22 protein-coding genes and 1 pseudogene are annotated in these 20003 nt (G+C 73.4%); 14 read left to right on the top strand and 9 right to left on the bottom strand.

The window, feature by feature from the left end:
- Nucleotides 1–13: 13 nt before the first annotated feature.
- Together ACIPW5_RS05370 and ACIPW5_RS05365 are read right to left on the bottom strand one after the other, a co-directional pair.
- On the bottom strand, nt 14–652 hold the full coding sequence (locus ACIPW5_RS05370; RefSeq protein ID WP_401240638.1) for a DUF998 domain-containing protein: 639 nt from the start codon (nt 650–652) through the stop codon (nt 14–16).
- A 251-nt stretch (nt 653–903) separates the two neighbouring features.
- Complete coding sequence (locus tag ACIPW5_RS05365; RefSeq protein WP_401240636.1) at nt 904–1260, bottom strand: MerR family transcriptional regulator; 357 nt, start codon at nt 1258–1260, stop codon at nt 904–906.
- Nucleotides 1261–1358: 98 nt separating this feature from the next.
- Here ACIPW5_RS05365 and ACIPW5_RS05360 point away from each other — a divergent pair, with 98 nt between their 5' ends.
- From ACIPW5_RS05360 to ACIPW5_RS05340, 5 genes are all read left to right on the top strand, one after another.
- Entirely contained in the window at nt 1359–2147 is a 789-nt protein-coding gene (locus ACIPW5_RS05360) for an amidohydrolase family protein (RefSeq protein WP_401240633.1), read from the top strand.
- Between the two features lie 133 nt (nt 2148–2280).
- Nucleotides 2281–2724 (top strand): peptidase inhibitor family I36 protein, encoded by a 444-nt coding sequence (locus ACIPW5_RS05355; RefSeq protein WP_401240630.1) that lies wholly within the window; start codon nt 2281–2283, stop codon nt 2722–2724.
- Nucleotides 2725–2770: 46 nt separating this feature from the next.
- Nucleotides 2771–3214, top strand: coding sequence for a peptidase inhibitor family I36 protein (locus ACIPW5_RS05350; RefSeq protein ID WP_401240628.1), 444 nt, complete (start codon nt 2771–2773; stop codon nt 3212–3214).
- A gap of 30 nt (nt 3215–3244) precedes the next feature.
- The gene (locus tag ACIPW5_RS05345) at nt 3245–3676 is read left to right on the top strand and encodes a peptidase inhibitor family I36 protein (protein ID WP_401240626.1); all 432 of its coding nucleotides are present in this window, start codon (nt 3245–3247) and stop codon (nt 3674–3676) included.
- 105 nt (nt 3677–3781) lie between these two features.
- The gene (locus ACIPW5_RS05340; protein WP_401240625.1) at nt 3782–6502 is read left to right on the top strand and encodes an AAA family ATPase; all 2721 of its coding nucleotides are present in this window, start codon (nt 3782–3784) and stop codon (nt 6500–6502) included.
- A gap of 61 nt (nt 6503–6563) precedes the next feature.
- Here ACIPW5_RS05340 and ACIPW5_RS05335 read toward each other — a convergent pair whose 3' ends face one another.
- Together ACIPW5_RS05335 and ACIPW5_RS05330 are read right to left on the bottom strand one after the other, a co-directional pair.
- Nucleotides 6564–9368 (bottom strand): AAA family ATPase, encoded by a 2805-nt coding sequence (locus ACIPW5_RS05335; protein ID WP_401241422.1) that lies wholly within the window; start codon nt 9366–9368, stop codon nt 6564–6566.
- A gap of 174 nt (nt 9369–9542) precedes the next feature.
- Nucleotides 9543–10139: pseudogene (locus tag ACIPW5_RS05330) on the bottom strand (cytosine permease); the annotation flags it as partial.
- A 928-nt stretch (nt 10140–11067) separates the two neighbouring features.
- Here ACIPW5_RS05330 and ACIPW5_RS05325 point away from each other — a divergent pair.
- The gene (locus ACIPW5_RS05325; RefSeq protein ID WP_401240622.1) at nt 11068–11589 is read left to right on the top strand and encodes a hypothetical protein; all 522 of its coding nucleotides are present in this window, start codon (nt 11068–11070) and stop codon (nt 11587–11589) included.
- 647 nt (nt 11590–12236) lie between these two features.
- Here ACIPW5_RS05325 and ACIPW5_RS05320 read toward each other — a convergent pair.
- The 3 genes from ACIPW5_RS05320 to ACIPW5_RS05310 form a co-directional block, all read right to left on the bottom strand.
- Complete coding sequence (locus ACIPW5_RS05320; protein WP_401240621.1) at nt 12237–12707, bottom strand: hypothetical protein; 471 nt, start codon at nt 12705–12707, stop codon at nt 12237–12239.
- A gap of 13 nt (nt 12708–12720) precedes the next feature.
- Nucleotides 12721–13038, bottom strand: coding sequence for a hypothetical protein (locus ACIPW5_RS05315; protein WP_401240618.1), 318 nt, complete (start codon nt 13036–13038; stop codon nt 12721–12723).
- A gap of 229 nt (nt 13039–13267) precedes the next feature.
- A complete protein-coding gene (locus tag ACIPW5_RS05310; protein ID WP_401240616.1) occupies nt 13268–13870 on the bottom strand; it encodes a helix-turn-helix domain-containing protein in 603 nt (200 codons plus the stop codon).
- 242 nt (nt 13871–14112) lie between these two features.
- Between ACIPW5_RS05310 and ACIPW5_RS05305 the strand changes: the two genes are divergently transcribed.
- From ACIPW5_RS05305 to galE (ACIPW5_RS05280), 6 genes are all read left to right on the top strand, one after another.
- Nucleotides 14113–14286, top strand: coding sequence for a hypothetical protein (locus ACIPW5_RS05305; RefSeq protein ID WP_401240613.1), 174 nt, complete (start codon nt 14113–14115; stop codon nt 14284–14286).
- Nucleotides 14279–14485 (top strand): hypothetical protein, encoded by a 207-nt coding sequence (locus ACIPW5_RS05300; RefSeq protein ID WP_401240610.1) that lies wholly within the window; start codon nt 14279–14281, stop codon nt 14483–14485. Before ACIPW5_RS05305 ends, ACIPW5_RS05300 begins: the two co-directional genes overlap by 8 nt.
- An 84-nt stretch (nt 14486–14569) precedes the next feature.
- Nucleotides 14570–14842, top strand: a complete 273-nt coding sequence (locus tag ACIPW5_RS05295) for a MoaD/ThiS family protein (protein WP_401240608.1) — start codon at nt 14570–14572, stop codon at nt 14840–14842.
- A 1-nt stretch (nt 14843) separates the two neighbouring features.
- A complete protein-coding gene (locus ACIPW5_RS05290) occupies nt 14844–15746 on the top strand; it encodes a formylglycine-generating enzyme family protein (RefSeq protein WP_401240606.1) in 903 nt (300 codons plus the stop codon).
- Nucleotides 15743–16729: a UDP-glucose 4-epimerase GalE gene (gene galE / locus ACIPW5_RS05285; RefSeq protein ID WP_401240603.1), complete on the top strand. Its 987-nt coding sequence runs from the start codon at nt 15743–15745 to the stop codon at nt 16727–16729. The genes ACIPW5_RS05290 and galE (ACIPW5_RS05285) overlap by 4 nt, the downstream gene beginning before the upstream one ends.
- A gap of 86 nt (nt 16730–16815) precedes the next feature.
- Entirely contained in the window at nt 16816–17817 is a 1002-nt protein-coding gene (galE, locus tag ACIPW5_RS05280) for a UDP-glucose 4-epimerase GalE (protein WP_401240602.1), read from the top strand.
- Nucleotides 17818–17903: 86 nt separating this feature from the next.
- Here the strand turns inward: galE (ACIPW5_RS05280) and ACIPW5_RS05275 are convergent, their stop codons facing one another.
- Entirely contained in the window at nt 17904–18269 is a 366-nt protein-coding gene (locus ACIPW5_RS05275) for a hypothetical protein (protein WP_401240600.1), read from the bottom strand.
- Between the two features lie 129 nt (nt 18270–18398).
- On the opposite strand from ACIPW5_RS05275, the gene ACIPW5_RS05270 reads away from it, so the two are divergent.
- Nucleotides 18399–18824, top strand: coding sequence for a hypothetical protein (locus tag ACIPW5_RS05270; RefSeq protein ID WP_401240598.1), 426 nt, complete (start codon nt 18399–18401; stop codon nt 18822–18824).
- Here ACIPW5_RS05270 and ACIPW5_RS05265 read toward each other — a convergent pair.
- Nucleotides 18821–19402: a TetR/AcrR family transcriptional regulator gene (locus tag ACIPW5_RS05265; RefSeq protein WP_401240596.1), complete on the bottom strand. Its 582-nt coding sequence runs from the start codon at nt 19400–19402 to the stop codon at nt 18821–18823. The genes ACIPW5_RS05270 and ACIPW5_RS05265 overlap by 4 nt on opposite strands.
- Before the next feature lie 101 nt (nt 19403–19503).
- Here ACIPW5_RS05265 and ACIPW5_RS05260 point away from each other — a divergent pair, with 101 nt between their 5' ends.
- Nucleotides 19504–19953 (top strand): VOC family protein, encoded by a 450-nt coding sequence (locus ACIPW5_RS05260; RefSeq protein ID WP_401240593.1) that lies wholly within the window; start codon nt 19504–19506, stop codon nt 19951–19953.
- The last annotated feature ends 50 nt before the right edge of the window (nt 19954–20003 follow it).

The following is a 20003-nucleotide window of genomic DNA, read 5'->3' as shown; positions in this document are numbered from 1 at the left end:
CCCGGGCGCCGCTTCAGGCGGCGCGGCCGAGCCGGGCCGCCGGCAGCGGTCGGTCCGTACGGGCCGCGGGAGCGGCGAGGCCGGAGACCGCGGCGGCCAGCACCCAGAGCAGGAGGGGGAACGCGGCGACGCGCTCCATGCCGCCCATGCCGAGGCCGAGGTAGCGGTGCGAGAGGAAGAGCCCGAGGGCCGTGAGCGCGGTGGCCCCCGCCAGGCCGGCGCCCCACCGCAGCGGGGCCGGGACCCGCTCACCCAGACCGGACCCGGCCAGGACCAGACCGGCGTTGCCCACGGCCATGACCAGCAGGGCGCCCAGGACGTGCAGGTTCTCGTCGACGTCCGCGGGGGCCAGCCCGACCAGTACGAACCCCGCGCCGGCACCGGCCAGCAGCAGCCGGGCCGTGACGGCGGTCCCGCCCCTGCGCCACAGCGCGGCGCCGCCGGCCAGGGCGGCGCCCACGACGAGCAGCACGCCGAGGGTGACGAACGAGGCGTTCATCAGGCCGTGTTCGGGGGAGCAGACGTACCGCGGCTCGGGATCAGGCTGGAGTGCGCACCGGGCGTTGCCCAGGTCGCTGATGTTGTTCCGCGCCCAGCTGTACGGCCGGGTCCAGGCCGCCTCGACGATCCCGTGGACCACGAAGAACTGCACCACTCCCGCCGCCCAGGCCGCGTACGCGATCCGGAGCCTCGCCCGTCCGTGCCTCGTAGGTCCCCGCCCCACCTGTCCGGCCCCCACTCGTCCGCGCTTCACCCGTCCGCCTTCCGTCGTGTGGATCCCGATCCCGATCCAGATCCCGATCCCGTACGGACAGCCGATCACGCGGCGCCGGGTCCGGGCACTCCGGCGGCCCCCCTGGGCGGGGGTGGGGCGGGCCCCACCCCTCGGTCGGCCCGGGCAGCTCAGGCCGGCGGGTTCTCGGTGGCGGAGATCGTCCGGCGCAGGAGGCTGCGGGCGGTGTCCAGTTCGGCGGCCCGCCGGTCGAGTACCTCGAGCCGGCCGCGCAGGCTGTCCAGGACGCCGGGGCAGGGGCGCAGGGCCGCCTCGTCCGCGGTGCAGGGCAGGACCTGGCGGATGAGGCGGGTGGGCAGGCCGGCGGCCAGGAGGGTGCGGACGCGGCGCACCGTGTCGGGCGTCCGGTCGTCGAACTCGCGGTAGCCGTTGGCGCGCCGCTCCGAGCGGATCAGCTCCGTCCGCTCGTAGTGGCGCAGCAGGCGCTCGCTGACTCCCGTACGGCGTGACAGCTCCCCGATCAGCACCGGACCGCTCCCTTCGGCTTGACCTTCCCACGGTGTCAGGGAGCAACAGTGTGCGGGCCGGCCGCATTCCGGACCGGTCACCGAGGAGGGAGTGATCCTTGATCATCGATGCGCACAGCCATGTCCACGATCCCGTCGGGGCGCACGTGGGGCTGCTGGACGAGGCCGGGGTGGACCGGACGGTGCTGTTCGCCACCCGTCCGCATCCGGAGCGGGCCCGCGACCTGGCCTCGCTGCGCCGGGAGATGGCGGTGCTGGACGAGGCGATCGGGGGCCGGGCCGGCACGGTCGAGGGGTACCGGCGGGCGTGGGCGGAGCTGGACGCGGCCCTCGCGGCGCGGCCGGACCGGTTCATCGGCTTCCTGTCCGTGCCGCTGGACCTGGAGCCGGAGCGGATCGCGGAGACGGTGGAGCGGGAGGTCGTCGGGCGCGGGATGCACGGGATCGGCGAGCTGACGCCGCCGCCGGGCCGGGCGGGGCTGGTCGAGCCGGTGCTGCGGGCGGCCGCCGACCACGGCCGGCTGCCGGTGGTCGTGCACGGGTCGGCCCCGGCCACGGCGGACGACCTGCGGACGCTGTCCGTGCTCGCCCGCCGGTACCCGTCGGTTCCGCTGGTGGTCGGTCAGCTCGGCGGGCTGCACTGGATGCAGGCGGTCGAGCTGGTGCGGGACACCCCGAACATGTACCTGGAGCTGTCCACCGCCCCCGTCGTCTTCGCGGTCCGGCTGGCCGTCGAGGAGCTCCCGGACCGGACCCTGTTCGGCTCGGACGCCCCGTACGGCGACCCGGTCCTCGCACGGGCGCTGGTGGAGCGGGTCACCGTCCCGGGCGAGGTCCGCGACCGGGTCCTCGGGGGGACGGTCGCCGAACTGGCGGGGCTCGTCTGACCTCCGGGCGCGCGACGGCGGTGCCGTCATCACCTGCAGTCGAATGACTGATGTCCGCCGCACTGCCCCGGCGGCACTGTGGAGTCGTCCCGCGAACGCGGAGAACAGGGAACACAGGGCAGAGGAGACCAGGATGAAGCTGCGCAGAACGGTGTCGAGGATCGCGGTCGGCGTGGCCGCGCTGACCGGGGCGGTCGTCGCGACGACCACGGCGGCGAACGCCGCGATCCTCACCGACATCCAGACCGGCCCCGGCAAGTGCCCGGCCAACTGGGTCTGCCTGTGGAGCGAGAACAACTTCGTCCGGGGCAATCCGGCGTCCGGTTACGACTTCGGGGCCGTCGGTTCGGACGGGAACTTCGCGGACATGGGGAAGTTCAAGTTCGAGAAGGACCTCTGGCGCTGGAAGGGCATGCAGGACGCCGCATCCTCGGTGGTGAACAACACCGGCGGCCGGATCTGCTTCTACGAGCACAACAACTACGGCGGCCTGGAGTTCAGGATCGGCCCCGGGGAGCAGTGGGCCTCCGTCCCCTCCTGGATCAACGACAAGATCAGTTCGTTCAAGTTCTGCTGACCCCGCCGCCCGCGGACAGATCACCGTACGAAAGGAAACGAACACCATGAGCATGTTCTCGAAGGGCGGGGCGGCGAGGCTCGGACTGTGCGCCGCTGCCGCGACCGGGCTGATCCTGGCCGGGGCGACCGCCGCGAGCGCCACCACCGTCTTCGACATCGGCCACGGGGCCGGGTCGTGCCCCGACGGCTACGTCTGCCTGTGGTCGGAGGGCAACTTCATCCAGGGCAAGCCCGTGCTCGACCACAAGTTCGGCGCCGTCGCGTCGAACCAGAACATCGGCGACATGGGCAAGCTGGCGCGCACGTCCGCCGGGGACAAGGGGATGCAGGACACCGCCTCGTCCGTCGTGAACAACACGGGGAGCAGCATCTGCTTCTACGAGCACAACAACTACGGCGGCCTGCAGTTCAAGATCGGCCCCCGGGAGAAGTGGCCCTCGGTCCCCGCCTGGATCAACGACAAGATCAGTTCCTTCAAGTACTGCTGACGCCCGGTCGGGCAGAACGGATGGATGGTGATGAATTTGCTGAACAGGACGGCAAGGACCGGGCTGTACGCCGCGGCCGTCGCCGGGATCCTCCTGGTCACGGCGCAGTCCGCGAGCGCCTCCACGATCCTCGGGATCGGGCAGGGCAGCGGGGCGTGCCCGGCCAACTACGTGTGCCTGTGGTCGGAGAACGGTTTCGTCGGTGCGACCAGCGGCCCCAAGTACGGTGCGATCGCCTCGGACCAGAACATCGCCGACATGGGGAAGCTGAAGCGGACCGGAGCCCTGTGGGACGGGATGCAGGACACCGCGTCGTCCGTCGTGAACAACACGGGGAGCAGCATCTGCTTCTACGAGCACAACAACTACGGCGGCCTGCAGTTCAAGATCGGCCCCCGGGAGAAGTGGCCCTCGGTCCCGTCCTGGATCAACGACAGGATCAGCTCCTTCACCTACTGCTGAGGTGATCCCCGCCGCCCGTGTTGACCGAATACATGCAGGTCAGCGGGGACTGATCTTCGTAGGATGGGGGGAGCTCCTCCGGGAGGCACCCCTACCGGAGGTCACATGCCCCACCGCGCGAATCACCGGCTCCTCGGGCGGGACCGGGAGCTGGAGGCGCTCGACCGCCTGCTGCGCGAGGTGCGCGGCGGGGCCAGTCGGGTGCTGGTGCTGCGCGGTGAGGCCGGGGTCGGGAAGTCCGTGCTGCTCGACCACCTGGCCGGGCGGGCGGCGCCGTTGCAGACCGTGTACGCGGCCGGCGTCGAAGCCGAGGCCGACTTCGCGTACTCGGCCCTGCAACGGCTGTGCGCCCCGCTGCTCCCGCACCTCGACCGGCTGCCGGCGGTCCAGCAGGACGCGCTGCGCGTCGCGTTCGGCCTGAGCGCGGGCAGGCCGCCCGAGATGCTGCTGCTCGGGATCGCGGTGCTCGGCCTGTTCGCCGAGGCCGCGGCCGGGTCCCCGCTGGTGTGCCTGGTCGACGACGCCCAGTGCATCGACCTGATGTCCCAGCGGATCCTGGCGTTCGTCGGACGCCGTCTCGACGCCGAGGCGGTGGCGCTGGTGTTCGCCGAGCGGACCGCCGACGGGGAGGGCGCGGAGGCCCTCTCCGGTCTGCCGGAGCTCCCCCTGCGCGGGCTGGCCGACGCCGACGCCCGGACCCTGCTCGACAGCGTCCTCCCGGGGCCGGTCGACGCCCGCGTACGGGACCGGATCGTCGCCGAGACCGGCGGGAACCCCCTCGCCCTGCTGGAACTGCCCCGGGGCCTGTCGCCGGCGGAGCTGGCGTTCGGCTTCGGGGGACCCGGAGCCGGCCCCCTGGCGACCCGGGTGGAGGACGGCTTCCGGCGGCGCGTGGACGCGCTGCCGGCCGACACCCGCGCCCTGCTGCTCGTCGCCGCCGTCGAACCGGTCGGCGACGCACCGCTGCTGTGGCACGCGCTGCGCCTGCTCGGCATCGGCATCGAGGCCGCGGCCCCGGCCGAGGCCGCGGACCTGATCACCCTGGGGGCGCCGGTGCGCTTCCGGCACCCGCTGGTGCGTTCGGCCGTCTGGCGCGGGGCAGACGCCGCCGCGCTGCGCGCCGCGCACCGGGCGCTGGCCGAGGCCACCGACGCCGGACGCGACCCCGACCGGCGGGCCTGGCACCGGGCGCACGCCGCCGTCGGCCCGGACGAGGAGGTCGCCGCCGCGCTGGAGCGGTCCGCCGACCGGGCCCTGGCGCGGGGCGGACGGGCGGCCGCCGCCACGTTCCTGGAGCGTGCCGCCGCACTCACCCCCGGCCCGGGGGAACGGGCCCGGCGCGCGCTGGCGGCCGCGGGCGCGCACCTCGCGGCGGGCCTGCCGGCCCGGGTCCCCGATCTGCTCGCCGCCGCCGAACTGGGGCCGCTGGAGCCGCTCCAGTCGGCCGACGCCGGCCGGCTGCGGGCCAAGGCCTCGGCCATGACCGGCCCGGGGTTCGGCGCGGTGCAGCCGCTGCTCGACGTGGTGGACCGGCTGCGGGACCTCGACCCGGCCGCCGCGCGCGAGACCTGCCTGGCCGCGTTCGGAGCCGGCATCTGGGCGGGCCGGCACGACCCGGACGGACTGCGCCGGGCCGCCGAGTCGGCCCGCGGGCTGCCGCCCGGCGACGAGACGACGGGGGTCTTCCTCCGGGCCCTGGTCACCTGGACCACGGACGGGCCGGCCGCCGCCTTCCCGCTGCTGGCCGACGCGTTGGGCCGGCTCTCCGACGGTGAGGACCTGACCGTCCTGTGGCCCGCCGCGAACGCCGCCGTGGAGCTGGGCGACCTCCGGGCCTGGCTGGACATCACCGGCCGGGCCGTGCGCTCCGCCCGGACCACGGGCACGCTGTCGGTCCTCTCGACGGCGCTCCCCTACCGGGCGGCCTCCCTCGGCTACGCGGGACGCTTCCCCGAGGCGTGGGACCTGCTCGCCGAGGCCGCGCCCATCGAGGAGGCGGCGGGCGTGGCCACCAGCATGGTCTCGACGGCCCTGCTCACCGCGTACCAGGGGCGCGAACGGCCCGCCCTGGAGCTGCTCGGGGCGATGGAACGGGAGGGCGAGCGGCGCGGCCTGGGCCGGCTGACGGCCATGGCGGCGTGCGCGCGGGCCGTGCTCCACAACGGCCTGGGCAACTACCCCCTCGCCATGGAAGCGGCGCTGCGGGGCGCGGAGTACCAGGACCTCGTGGTGCACAACTGGACGTGCAGCGAGCTCGTCGAGGCCGCGACCCGGGCCGGACACCCGGACGTCGCCGCCCGGGCCCGCGAACGGCTGGACGACTGGGCCCGGGCCGGCACCCCCTGGGCCCTCGGCTCGCAGGCGGTGGCCGAGGCCCTGACCGCGGGCCCCGCAGCGGCCGAGGACCGCTACCTCGCGGCCGTCGGCCACTTCGGCCGGGGCGGGCTCCGGGTGTTCGAGACGCGGACCCGGCTGCTGTTCGGCGAATGGCTGCGCCGCCAGAACCGGCGGGCCCAGGCCCGTACCGAGCTGCGCGCCGCGCACGAGGCCGCGTTGGAGATCGGGATGGAGGCGTACGCCGAGCGGGCCCGGCGGGAGCTGCTGGCGACCGGGGAGACCGTCCGCAAGCGGACCGTCGGCACTCCGGTGCTGACCCCGCAGGAGGCCCGGATAGCCCGGCTCGCGGCGGGCGGGCACCCGAACGCCGAGATCGGCGCGCAGCTGTTCCTCAGCCCCCGCACCGTCGAGTGGCACCTGCGCAAGGTCTTCGCCAAGCTGGGCGTCTCCTCACGCCGCGAGATCGAGGCCGCCTTCGCGGGCCCGTGACGGCGTACGCGGGGCATCGGACGGCTGGGCCCCGGACCGCCGGGCCCCGGACCGCGCGGCCTCAGACCGCCGCGGCCTCCCCCGTCCGGCTCAGGGCGTCGCGCAGGGCCGCCCGGGTCGTGATGCCCAGCTTGGGGAAGGTGCGGTACAGGTGCGAGCCGACGGTGCGCGGGGAGAGGTGCATCCGCCGGCCGATCTCCTTGTTCGTCAGGCCCCCGGCGGCCAGGTCGGCGATGCGGCGTTCCTGCCAGGTGAGGGAGGTCAGGTCCGGTGCCGGAGTGCGGGGCGGGGTCCCGGTCGCGTGCAGGGCGGCCCGGGCCCGGTCGGTCCAGCCGGCCGCCCCCAGGCGTTCGAACGCCTCGGCCGCCGGGAGCAGGTGGCGCCGTGCCGCCACCCGGTCCCGGACATGGCTCGTGCGGATGCCGTGCGCGAGCCGGATCCGGGCCAGCTCGAAGGGGAAGCGGGCGGCGTCCGGCTGGGATTCGGCCCGCGCGAACATCTCGGCGGCCTCCCGCTCGTCCTCGGCCGTCATCGCCAGCGCCCCGTAGGTGATCAGGGCCAGCCGGGGCGACACCGCGGGCAGGCCCGCGTCGCGTGCGGCCAGCGCGTGCGCCCGGGCCTGCTCGGCGCGGCCGGTGTGCCGGGCGGCCTCGACGAGGTCGAGGAGGGTGCGCGCGGCCTGGTGCGCGTACGGCCGGAAGCTGCCCGGCGGCGTGATGCCGACGGCGTGGAGGTACGCGGTCTCGTGGTCGCCGCTGCCCAGTGCGGCGGTCGCGCCGGCGGAGTCGGCGATCTGGATCAGGAACCCGAGTCCGCGCGGGCGGGCCCAGGCGTCGACCTCGGCCCGCAGGTCCCGGGACCGGGCGGTCTGCCCGCGCAGCGCCGCCAGTTGGGCCAGGTACGCGCGGCTCTGGGCGGCGAAGAGGTGGTGGCCGTGCTCGGCCGCCAGGTCCAGGCCGCGCAGCCCGGTGGCCTCGGCTCCCGCCCATTCGCCGACCGCCATCTGGTCGAGCATGATCTCGTGCAGCATGACCATGCCGGTGGCCACGGCCCCGGTCTCCAGTTCGCGGTCCACGACGCGCTGGAGGTGCGGGCGGTACCGGTCCAACAGGTCGAGGTGGTACGCGGCCACGCCCAGCCGTGCCACGTCCCAGGGCTCCAGGTCCGGCAGGTGTGCGGCGGCCCGCCCGACCGGCCCGGCCCAGCCTGCCCCGAACCGGGCGACGTCGCTCCAGGTGCCGCTGTAGAGGCGGGCGCGTTCGGTGACGAGGCCGCCCAGGGAGGCGAGGAGCGCGTGCGTGCTCTCCCAGGCGGCCCGGTCGCCGCCGTACTGGCTGATCGCGAGGAGGAGGACCACCAGCCGGGTGAGCACCTCGTCGGGTCCGGCTCCAGGCCCTTCGGTGACCGCCCCGGCGGCCGGCCCGGCGTCCCGCAGCTTCTCGATCGCGGCCGAGACCTGCCCGTGGGTGCCGCGGACGTCCCCGTCCTGGTACAGCGACTGGTAGGCGCCCGCCAGGACCGCGGCCGCCGACTGCGTCGCGCCGGGGGCGAGGCCGTCCCGTACCAGCCGGTGCGCCTGGCCGGGCCGGGCGGCGTGGCCGGCGACGAAGGCCGCCTCGGCCAGCCGCCGGGACCGGTCGGCGGGGTGCTCGCTGAGCTCGGCGGCCCGGGTCAGCCAGGTCACGGCCGCCAGCGCGCCGCCGCGCCGGGTCGCGGACTCGGCCGCCGCCTCCAGGACCGCGGCGACCCCCTCGTCGGGGTCGGCCGTCGCGGCCGCCAGGTGGGTGGCCCGGCGTTCGAGGTTCCCCCGGTGGAACCGGGCCAGCGCCAGGTGCGCGGCCCGGCGCCGGGCCGGGGCGGCCGTCTGCACCACGGCGGACCGTACGAGCGGGTGGCGGAAGGCGAGGCCGCCGGCCGGCCCGGCCTCCAGCAGTCCGGCGGCCACCGCCGCGTCGGCGTCCCGCATGCGGTAGCGGGTGCCCGGCACCGCGTCGGAGCGGCCCGGGGTCCCGGCTCCGTCGAGGGCGCCCCGCAGCAGCTCGTCCCGCACCCGCTCGTCGAGGGCCGCAATGCGGGCGTCGAACAGCCGCTGGAGCCGCCGGGGCAGCGGTACGCCGTGCTCGTCGGCGAGGTCCCCGACCGGGAGCCCTCCGGCCGCCCGGGAGGCGAAGTGGGCGGGGAGTTCCAGCAGCGCCAGGGGGTTGCCCCGGGCCTGGTCGAGGACGGTCCGGCGGAGCCTGCGGCCCAGCTCCGGGTACCGGTGGTCCAGCAGGTGCGCCGCGTCCTCGTCGGCGAGGGCGGCGACCGGCAGTTCGGGCAGCGCGGCGGTGTCGAAGCGGGAGGTGACGTCGGTACGGACCGCCACCAGCAGCTTCACCGGGCCGCCGGCCAGGCGCCGGCCGACGAACGCGCAGACCTCGGCGCTGGAATCGTCCAGCCACTGCCCGTCGTCCAGGACCAGCAGCAGCGGCCGCCGGGCGGAGGCGGGCGACAGCAGGCCGAGCACGGCGATCCCGAGCGCCATGACGGACGGCGGACCGCCCTGTGCCCCGCGTGTCCCGGGGCCCCCGTTCCGGACCGTGCCGAACACGGCGTCGAGCACCGCCCGGCTCCCGTCGTCCGGCCGCGCGGCGCCGGCGAGCAGCGGGTGGAGCAGCTGGTGCAGTCCGGCGTACGGCAGCGCGGACTCCGCCTCGACTCCGGCGGCCCGGACGACGGTGTGGCCCTGCCGGGCGGCCAGGGCGGCGGCGTGGTCCAGCAGCGAGGTCTTGCCGACCCCCGCGTCTCCCCTGAGGACGAGGGCGCGGCCGGTGGCGGAGGTCACGAACGCCGCGAGTTCCGCCCGTTCGCCCTCGCGGCCCACCATCGCCGTGGTGGTCGGTTCCGTGCCCGTCACGTGGCGGCTCCTTCACGCAGTGGACGCCGGCCGGCGCCCACCGTCACGATGCCGGGGCCCGTCCCCGGTCGAGCCGGTGGCGGACCCTGGCCCGGGTACGGGCCACCCCCGGCCCGGGTGCGGGCGCCGGGGTCCGGGCCCGCGTCACACCGCTGCGCCGTGCTCCCGCCCGGCCATGAGCGCCGTGTAGAGCAGCAGGGACGCGGTCAGGCCCACCGCCCAGCCGTAGTCGGCGAGCGGCTTGAGGAAGGGGATCAGGCCCTCCTCGGGGAACGGGCCCTTGCCGGGGGCCGAGTGGGAGCCGCCGACGGCCAGGATCCCACCGACCGCGAAGGCCGCCAGGGCCCGCAGGTTCCAGCCGCCCGTGTACCAGTACGGGCCGCCCGCCCGGTAGAGGTCGGGCAGCGAGAGCCGGGTGCGGCGCACGATCCAGTAGTCCGCGATGAGGACTCCGGCGACCGTGCCGAGCAGCCCGCCGACCAGGCCCAGCCAGGTGAAGATGTACAGCTCGGGGGTGGAGGTCAGCTTCCACGGCATGATCAGCACGCCGACGACGCCGGTGATGAGCGCGCCGCGGCGGAAGTCGATCCGGCGGGGCGCGAGGTTGGCCAGGTCGTAGGCCGGGGAGACGACGTTGGCGGCGATGTTCACCGAGATCGTCGCGATGAGTACGGTGACCAGGGCGAACAGCAGCCCGAAGACGTTGTCGGTCTTGGCGACGAGCTCCACCGGGTCCCAGATCGGGGGCCGGCTCAGCGGCCGCCCGGCGATCCCGTCACCGTTCGTCCCGCTGACCGACCAGCACCGGGCCCGGATCGCCGCGGTCGCCGAGGCAGCGGCCGCCCGCATCGAGCAGGCCCTCGACCTCGTCGGCCGTGACCGGGTCCTCGCCGAACCGTGCCGGTGCGGCCGGCCGCATCACCCTCTGGGGCGGGGGCGGCGCCGACCCGGCTGCGCGGTGCGGCAGCTGCGGGCAGGTGTGGACTCTGGCCTCCCCCTCGTAGGCGGGGGCTTGAAAGGTGGTGGACGGCGCCTCGTCCTTCCGGTCGCCGGATTGCCGCATCGCTAAAGTCAACAGGGCCCGCCAGCAGACGACTTACGGAGCAGCCATGAGGATCCGAACAGCCCTTTCAGCGCTCACAGCTGCCCTGACCATCCTGGTTGCCACCGCCACCCAGGCCGCCGCGCACTTCTCCCCGCCCTTCCCCACGTACTGACAGCCGCGCGGCCCCGCCCGACCAGCTCTCGGGCGGGGCCTCCGCGCTCCACACCTCGAGGTCGCCACCCCGCCAATCCGCCACTCCATCAGCGGGTCCCCCGCTGCGAGGACGGCATCCGGATCGTCCACTCCGATCCTCCGGAGGAACTCCGCCACGTCCGCCAGCCCGTAACGGGGTGCCGAGGATGGCGTCCTCCCCCTGGACGTGCGCAACCAGGCGCCGGCCGCCCGCAGGAGCAACTGGGTGGACGGTGATCCGTGCACGATCCGGCATCCCACCAGCCTGCGCCCGGACGGATCCGGACAGGGCCCGGCGTCCGGCCCGACACGACGAAATCTCATCGCCCGGCCCTAAGCCCGAACAGGCCCGGACTGCACTCAGGTGAACCTGGCGGCGCGCCCCACAAACACGACCGCCAGGGACCCTCACACCGTTCTACGGTGTCACCCATGGGCGGCCAGAACAAAAACCTCCGGGAAATCGGCTACTTCGTCGCCTTCGCCTCCGGCGGCGTAGCCCTAGTCGGTAACGCCGTAGTCAGCACCTGGACGGTCGGCATGGTGGTCGACGCAGTAGAGGCAGCCATCCCATCCCAAGCATCAGCCGAGGACTATGTCAAGGTCGCCACGGTCTTTTGGGCCTCGGCGCCCATCGTTCTGGCAACCCTTGCCTGCGTCATGCTCGTGTCGCACTACGGGTATCAAGGTACGGGCACGGTCGCCCTGTTCTGCATCCCCTGGCTCATTGCGGGAGCCTGGAGCTACGGAGTTCTAGCCCCAGGAGTAGACGCCCTCACAGCGTTGGGGAACACCCCGCCGGTAGCTGCTGGGCAGTGGACACCACTGGCAAAAGTCGTGTCGTGGGCTGTCCGGCCGTACAGCTTGGTAATCGGCGCGCAGGGACTCTTCCTTGGGGGCGTTGCAGGCATCGCCTACCTGCATTTCACCAATCCAGAGAGGCACCAAGGCTAAGAACTGCATCGCGCAGGCCCGGCATACACCTACCCAGCACGCAGCCCCGATCCACCAGGGACCGGGGGCTCCGTCGTCTAGCTTGATGGTGCGAGCCCAACTCGGCCCGTGCTCAACAGAACGGCGGCAGACGTCGTCGCCTGGGCGCCGACGAGGCTCGTGATCTGGGGCGGCTACAACGACAGCAGCGGCAGCCAGCCCGCCATCAGCACATCGGCCGCCGCGCTGTACGCCGCGGTGAAGACCGGTCTGCCGGCCTGCGAGGTCTACGTCCTCGGATGTTGGTCGCCGACTGGGAGCCCCGGTGCCTCGCTGACGAACACCGACGCCACGTTGCGCACCGCGGCGGCCGCTGCGGCCTATCCCTTCGTTAGCCCGATCACCGGGTCCATCTATGACTCCTCGGGGTCTCTGGTGGCCACCCACGGGCCCCGGATCACCGGTACCGGACGCGTAGGAGCGACCACGGGCAGCGGCAATGCCGACGTCTCCATCGGAACCGGCGGGATCCACCCCGACCGATGCCGGGCCCGTTTACCTGTCACGCCGCATCGCGGCCTCGATCCGGGAACTCCTCCCCGCCTGAACGCACAGCGCCCCCTCTCGCCTTCGGGCGGGAGGGGGCGCCTTCGTACGTCCGGGGGGCGTCAGCGGCTCGTGCCCTCGGGCCAGAGAATCCGCACCGGAACGCCGGTGCGCTCCGCGTACGCCACGACGTCGGCGGTACCTCCGTAGCCCCATGCCGGCTTCCCGTCCCAGACGGCCAGCAGCTCATCCACAAGGCCGACGAGGATCTCGCTGCCGGCCATGTGCGCGGCTGAGTCGGAGGCGGCCATCCCGGTGCGGTGGACGTCGGCGGCGCGGCTCATCAGTTCGTCGTACACCGGCCAGTGCTCGGCGGGCAGACCTTCGCGGTACTGGTCGGCGGGGAGGACGACTTCGAGGCGGCCGCCGTGGGCGAGGACGTACTCGGCGAACCAGGCGTCAGGGCCGTCGGCGATGCAGGAGACGCCCACCAGATCGGCGCCGTGGTCCCTGACTGCGGCTTCGAGGAGGTCGCGCACCTGCTGCTCGACCTCGACGCTCAGACCTCGGTGACCGGTGATCCCGACTCGCATTGCGTGTCCTCCCCTACAGGTAGACGTCGTGTAGCCGCTCGTCGAACTCTCGGACCACCTTGGGCGCTGACGACGTCCGGTACGCGCGGCGGACCGCGCGGGCACGGTCCACGATCCTCCCGGAACGGTACTGGAGCCCCGTGTCGAGCGCACGGCCAGCGAACGCGAACGCGGCCTCTACCCGGCCGGTGGCGAGGTGGCCGGCGGCGATGTCGAGGATGAGGAGGGCTCGTTGCTTGGCGTGGCCGGTGGCGAGGGCTTCGGTGTCGGCTTCCAGCACCCAGGTGGGCAGGCCGAGTCGGGCCCCGCAGGTGACTCGGGCGGCCGCCACCTTGCTCTCGTTGAAGGTGAAGACCCACGGCCATGGCGGAGGCTCCTCCGACCCCAATCTCGCGGCCAGGGACCGACTGCTCGTCAGCGCCCGGTCCGCAGCGCGCTCGTCACCCGCCGCGGCGTGGGCCAAAGCCTCGACCGACGACAGCCACGCGTCCGCGACAGCTGGCCTGCGCGCATCCAGGTACTTGCGGGCGGTCCGAGTCCAGGTCAGAGCGTGCGCTCCGTTACCCGCGTCCGCTTCGAACTGGGCCATGGTCCCGGCCTGGTAGGCGGCGAGCAGAGGGTCCCCGGCGGCCCCGCGCCGCCTTGATCGCCTGGCCGTACCACATACGTGTCGAGCCGTGGTCACCCATGTCCCACGACAGCCAGCCCACCAGGCTTGCGGCGTCGCTGCCGACGCCGGCGAGCCGGGCCCGCTCCTGGTCGCTGCCGGCCGACTGGGCCAGCTTCTGAACGAGGCGGAGCTGGGACTGAACGGCTTCGGCAAGATCGCGGGATGGCGTCGCCCCGTCCATCCGCCGGTACGAGGCGGTACCGAGCCTCAGCGGCGCGGCTTGCCCCGGGCCCTCACCCGGGTCGGGGAGGGCTGAAAGCACGGGGGTGACGGCGGCTGCTCCGAGTCCACCCATGAAGTTGCGTCGTTCCACGTGCTCGAACCCATCTCGTGTCGCCGCGTCCGCGAGGCCCACGAGGAGGCCTGGAATCCCCAGGCCTACGGCGGCCGCTGCCAGAACGTCGGTCGCATACGCTCCCGGCCCCCGCTTCTCCAGCCGCGAGATGGCTGACTGGGACAGTCCGCACGCCTGGCCTAACTGTTCCTGCGTCATGCGAGCGTCCTTGCGAACCAACTCGATGACCTTCCCGTAGTCCTTCGCCCGCGACGCTTCTCTGACCGTCGGCGAAATCCTCAACGCGCCTGCCCCCAGTCTCGGGTTTCATCCGCTCCGGGCCCCTGCCCGTACCCGCTGCGCGCATATCCGCATGCGCATGCCGCATCGGAGATGGTCCCACGCCAGGGCCCGGCCAAAGACTGGTCTCACCACCCGCTGACGACGGTAGGGAGTGACCCGTGACCGGCCGCATCATCCGCAGCTGCACCCGAGACGTCCTCGGCATCGACACCCCCGACGACCCGCATCAGTGGTTGGCGCCCGTGCACGAGCCGAGCGCGGACCTCCTCGACCGGGCCCAGGTCGGCTGGGAGCGGTTCCTCGGCTCCGCGATGGAGGCTCCCGGTGAGTGAGCAGTACGAGTACCAGCCTCACCGCCTCCTCCGAAAGCGGGTCCAAGACATCGCGTCCGGCGTCGAGGGCGAGCTGATGGCCGTCATCACGGAGGACGTGTCCGACACCGGCATCGAGCGCTGGGCAGACCTGGCCTACATTCGGGACGGCTCCGGGCGCGAGTTCACGACCACCGTCGACAACGTCCAGCCCGTGTGAAGTCTCACCGGGTCGGCCGTCCCTGGGCCGCTGCCGACGCGGCGACCCCTCCTCGTCAACTTCCGACACCCGATTGGACTGCCCGTGCCGTACGTGCAGCTACCTCAGGCCTGGACTCTGGAGACTGGCGGCGAAAAGACCATCCCGGTCACCGCCTCCACCGTCTTGGAGGCCCTCAGCTACCTCGCCGAGCTCTTCCCCCTCGTTCGCAAGCGGCTATTCACCGACCGCGGCCGTGTCGCGAGCTGGGTTACCGTCTCACTGGAAGGTGAGCTGATCCCCGGCCGTGCTGCTGCGGAAACCTCCCTCGGCGACGGCGAGACCGTGATGGTCATCCCCGCCATGGCGGGAGGCTGAGATGGCATCCACGACTGCGCCGTCCATGGCCGTGGTTCCGGCCGGCCACCTCCGGCGCGGCACCACCGAGCAGCAGCTCGACCGCATCGCCGGTGAGCAGCACCTGCCGCGAGCCTGGTTCGAGGACGAAGCGCCCCGGGCCGTCGTGGAGCTGCCCGCCTTCCTCATCAGCCGCACGCTCGTCACCAACGCCGAGTACGCCGCGTTCACGGAGGCCACCGGCTTCCGCACCCATGCCGAGCAACGCGGATTCGGCCTGGTCTACGGTGAGCGGTTCTGGGAGGAGACCGAGGGGGCGTGCTGGCGGTGCCCGGCCGGGCCCGTGGGCCCCTGCTGGCGGGACATGCCGGACCACCCCGCAGTGCACTTGTGCGCCACGGACGCCGACGCTTACGCCGCCTGGGCGGGGCTGCGCCTGCCCACCGAAGGCGAGTGGGAGTACGCCGCCCGCGGCCCGCAGGCTCTCGAATGGCCCTGGGGCGACGAGTTCGACGCCGACGCCTGCAACAGCGCCGAGTACTGGAACCGCGGTCCCATCACCGGGGGCGCCGGCTGGGCCGACTGGTGGCAGCGACACCGCAAGGACGACGCGAGCGTCCTTCCGTCCACCACGCCGGTGGGGGCGTTCCCTTCAGGGGCTTCGCCGTTCGGCCTGCTCGACATGGCGGGAAACGCCATGGAGTGGACGGCGAGCATCTACCAGCCCTACGACCCCGACCGCTCCTACGGCGACCTCTACGACCAGCTCGCCGGCCTCTACCGAGTCGCCCGTGGCGGCAGCTGGATGAACTTCCGTTACCAGTGCCGAGCTGCGGAACGGCTGGCCGGCAACGCCCGGTACAGCAACTTCCAGACCGGGTTCCGGTGCGCCGGAGACCCCGACGACACGGGAGATGACGCATGAAGGTGCTGATCACCGGCGGTGCCGGCTACATCGGGTCGACCATCGCCTCGGCCTGCGCCGACGAGGGCATCACTCCGGTCATCCTCGACAACTTCGCCACCGGGCGCCGGGAGTACCTCGGGCACCGGGCGGCGTATCAGGGCGACATCGCCGACGGTGCCCTCCTCGACCAGATCTTCACCGAGCACCCCGACCTGTACGCGGTGATCCACTGCGCGGCCCTCAGTACGGTGCCCGAGTCCACAGCCAACCCGATCCTGTACTACCGGGAGAACCTGGCCGCCACCATCTCCCTGACCGAGTACCTGCTCCGCAACGGGTGCCGACGTCTCCTGTTCGCCTCGTCGGCGGCCGTCTACGGGACCACGGCCACCACCGTGACGGAGACGGACCGCCTCAACCCGGCCAGCCCCTACGCCCGCACCAAGGCCAGCTGCGAGGCGTTCCTCAAGGACACCAGCGCGGCCACCGGCCTGGCGGTGATCGCCATGCGCTACGCCAACCCGATCGGCACCGACCCGCTGCTCCGTACCGGGCTCCAGGTCGACAGGCCCACCCACCTCCTGGGCCGGCTGATCTCCGCCGCCGAGGACGGAGCGCCGTTCACCCTCACGGGTACCGACTGGCCCACCCGGGACGGCTCGGGGCTGCGCGACTTCATCCACGTCTGGGACCTCGCCACCGCCCACGTCCGTGCGCTCCGCAGCTTCGACACCGTCACCGCTGATGCACCCTTCCGGGCCCTCAACATCTCCAGCGGCGCCGGGACCACCGTGCGCGAACTCGCGCACGCCTTCCAGAGTGCAACGAGACAGACCGTCGACCTGAAGGAGGCACCGGCACGCCCCGGTGACGTCGCCGGTTTCACGATGGACAACGCCCTCGCCGCCCGACTTCTCGGATGGTCCCCCCGGCTGACCGTGACCGAGGCCATCCACCACGCGATGGAGTGGCGACCCGTACGCGCACGCTTGCTGATGTAGGGCACGATGCCAGCAGCACCCCGGCGGCGCAGGGACCTGCACCGCCCCTGGCAGCACGACCGCACCGACGAACGAGGAACAGAACCTTGAAGGTACTCATCGCGGGAGGCGCCGGCTTCATCGGCAGCACCATCGCCTCCGCCTGCACGGACAACGGCATCACCCCCGTCATCCTCGACAACCTTGCCACCGGCCGCCGCGAGTTCACCGCCGGCCACATCTTCTACGAGGGTGACATCAGCGACGGCGCCCTGCTCGACCGGGTCTTCGCCGAGCACCCCGACATCCGGACCGCCGTCGACTGCGCCGCGCTGATCGTCGTCCCCGACTCGGTCGCCAACCCGCTCGGCTACTACCGCGAGAACGTCGCCAAGGGCATCCAGTTCCTCGAACACCTCGTCCGCAACGGCTGCCGCAACCTGCTCTTCAGCAGCTCGGCATCCATCTATCAGGCGGACCCTGCGGACTTCTCCGTCGATGAGCAGTCCCCCCTCGAAACCCTCAGCCCGTACGCCCGCACGAAGGCGACGTTCGAGACGATCCTGCGGGACGTCGCCGACGCCGGAACGCTCAACGTCATCAGCCTGCGCTACTTCAACCCGATCGGCGCCGACCCCCAGCTCCGCACCGGGCTCCAGGTCCGCACGCCCACCCACGCCCTGGGCAAGATGATCGACGTGCACCACGCGGGCGAACCGTTCTCCATCACCGGGACCGACTACCCCACCCACGACGGGACGGGCATCCGCGACTACGTCCACGTCTGGGACCTTGCCGCCGCACACGTGAAGGCGATCGAGCGGTTCGACGCCGTCACCCGCACCGCTCCCTACCGCGTCATCAACCTCGGCACCGGACGCGGTACGACCGTCAGGGAGCTCGTCACGGCCTTCGAAGCCGTCACCGGGTCCCCGCTGGAGGCCGTGGAGACCGATCGCAGGCCGGGTGACTCCGCCGGCGCCTACGCCCGCGTCGACCTCGCGCGCGAGCTCCTCGGCTGGAAGGCGGAGCACTCGGTCGAGGACGGCATCCGGGATTCCCTGCGCTGGTACGACAAGCGCGACACGATGATCGGCACCGCCGACTAGCGTTCCCATGTCCCCGACCGACTGCAGGACCCGATGGACCCGCACGGCGACCACATGCTCAGTTGGGGCGCCGAGCTGGTCCGGGGTCAGCGGGGGAACAGGAACCGGCGCAGCCGGCCGCCGCGGCGGCGCCCGGGGGCGGCCGGCCAGGGGCCGCGGGATTCCAGCTCGTCGGCCAGCCGGGCCAGGAAGCCGCGGAACTCGGCCTCCCCGAAGGGCTGCTGCCCTTCGTACGGGTCGAACGTGCCCGCCAGCGGCCCGTCGGCGGCCAGCACCGCCCGCAGCGCCGCCAGCTGCTCGGCCATCGGCCGGTCGGAGAGCGGTTCGGCCTCCATGGCCGTCGCGTACCGGCGCACCATCTCCTCGTCGAGCGCCGCACCGGCCTCCCGGTACATCGCCTGGTACAGGATGCAGTTGACCAGCCCGTACGCCCATCCCGCCACCGCAGCCACCCTCTGCTCCTCCGCTCCGACTCCGCCGAAGGGCCCATCCAACCAGCCCTCACCCGGACCGTATTGACGCGCCGCTTAGGGGTGTTCGCGGGACAGTGGGGGCCGTCGCACTGCGAAGGGGGAGTACCGATGGCGATCCGGGTCCCGGTCCGCGCCGTGCCGGAGCGGCCCGCGCCGCCCCGGCCCACCGTCACCCGGCTGCGCCTGACCTGCGTCTACGGCGGGGTCTTCCTGCTGGCCGGGACGGCGCTGCTGGTCGTCGTGTTCCTGCTCGCGCGGCAGGCGGTGGACAGGGGCAGCGAGCCGGTCTTCGAACTGCGGGCGGAGGGGGCGCTCGTGCTGGCCCCGGCGGACTGTCCGGTACCTGCGGGCGGCGGGCCGTCCCCCTGCCCGGCAGCCGGCCCGCCGCGGCCCCGCGACCCGCTGACCTCGTCCGCGCTGATCGCCCTGGCCGCCCTCGGGCCCCTGTCGGTCGCCGCGGGCTACGTGACGGCCGGGTACGCGCTGTCGCCGTTCCGGCGGATCGCGCACACCGCGCAGCAGGCCGGTCGCTAGCCCTCGGTCCGCAGTCCGGAGAGGAGCCGGTCGAGGGCCTCTTCCGCGGCCTGCGGGTCCCCGCCCCGGGCGATCCAGAGCGCGGTCTCGTTCATCGCCCCCGAGAGCAGCCGGGCCAGGGGCTCCACCGGCCGGGCGGGGATGGTCCCGGCCGCGGCGAGCGCCGTCAGGGCGTCCGTGAGGTGCCGGGCGGAGGACTCCTCGTCCAGGGACCGCCACTCGTCCCAGCCCAGGACGGCCGGCGCGTCGACCAGCAGGATCCGCCGCACCGCCGGGTCGGTCCCCGCGGCGAGGAAGGCCCGGCAGCCGGCCCGGAGCTGCTCCCAGAGGTCCTCGTACCGCTCGGCCTCGGCCGCGACCCGCTCGCCCAGCTCCTGCTGGACCTCGGCGACGACGGCCCGGAAGAGTCCCGCCTTGCTGTCGAAGTGGTGGTAGGCGGCGCCCTTGGTGACCCCGACGGCCCCCGCCACGTCGGCCAGCACCACGTGGTGGTAGCCGTCGGCGGCGAACCGCCGCCGCCCCTCGGCCAGCAGCGCCCGCCGCGTGGCCGCCCGCTGCTCCGCCCGGTTGACCGCCATCGCGCACGCACCGCCCCTTCGATGTCACATACCAGGGGTATGCTAACTCCATGGTTCACATACCCGGGGTATGCGAACTGGATCCGAAGGAGCCCACCGCCATGACGAACGCATCCGCCACCCTTCCCGCGACCCGGCTGGGCGGCTTCTACCCGGTGCTCGGCACCCGCGACGTGGCCGCCTCGCGCGACTTCTACACCCGCCACTTCGGCTTCGAGGTGACCTTCGCCGCGGACTGGTACGTCAGTCTGCGCCGCCCCGACGCCCCCCAGTACGAGCTGGCCCTCCTGGACCACGCCCACCCGAGCGTTCCCGAGGACCACCGGGCCCCGCTCCGGGGCGGCCTGCTGCTGAACTTCGAGGTGGACGACGTGGACCGCGAACACCGGCGGCTCGTGGTGGACGCCGGCCTGACCGAACTGCTGCCGCTGCGGACGGAGCGGTTCGGCCAGCGCCACTTCATCGTCGCCGCCCCCGACGGCGTCCTGATCGACGTGGTCACCGTCGTCCCGCCCAGCGGCGAGTACGCCGCCGGCTACACCGGAGCCTGAGGCGGGCACCCGTGCGGGAGGGGGCGGGGGCGGCCGCCGTGGCCGGCGCC

This window comes from Streptomyces sp. NPDC090077 (assembly GCF_044747545.1).
GTDB lineage: Bacteria > Actinomycetota > Actinomycetes > Streptomycetales > Streptomycetaceae > Streptomyces.
Note: the sequence above shows the minus strand (reverse complement) of the source record. Positions and strands in the feature narration are given on the sequence as shown.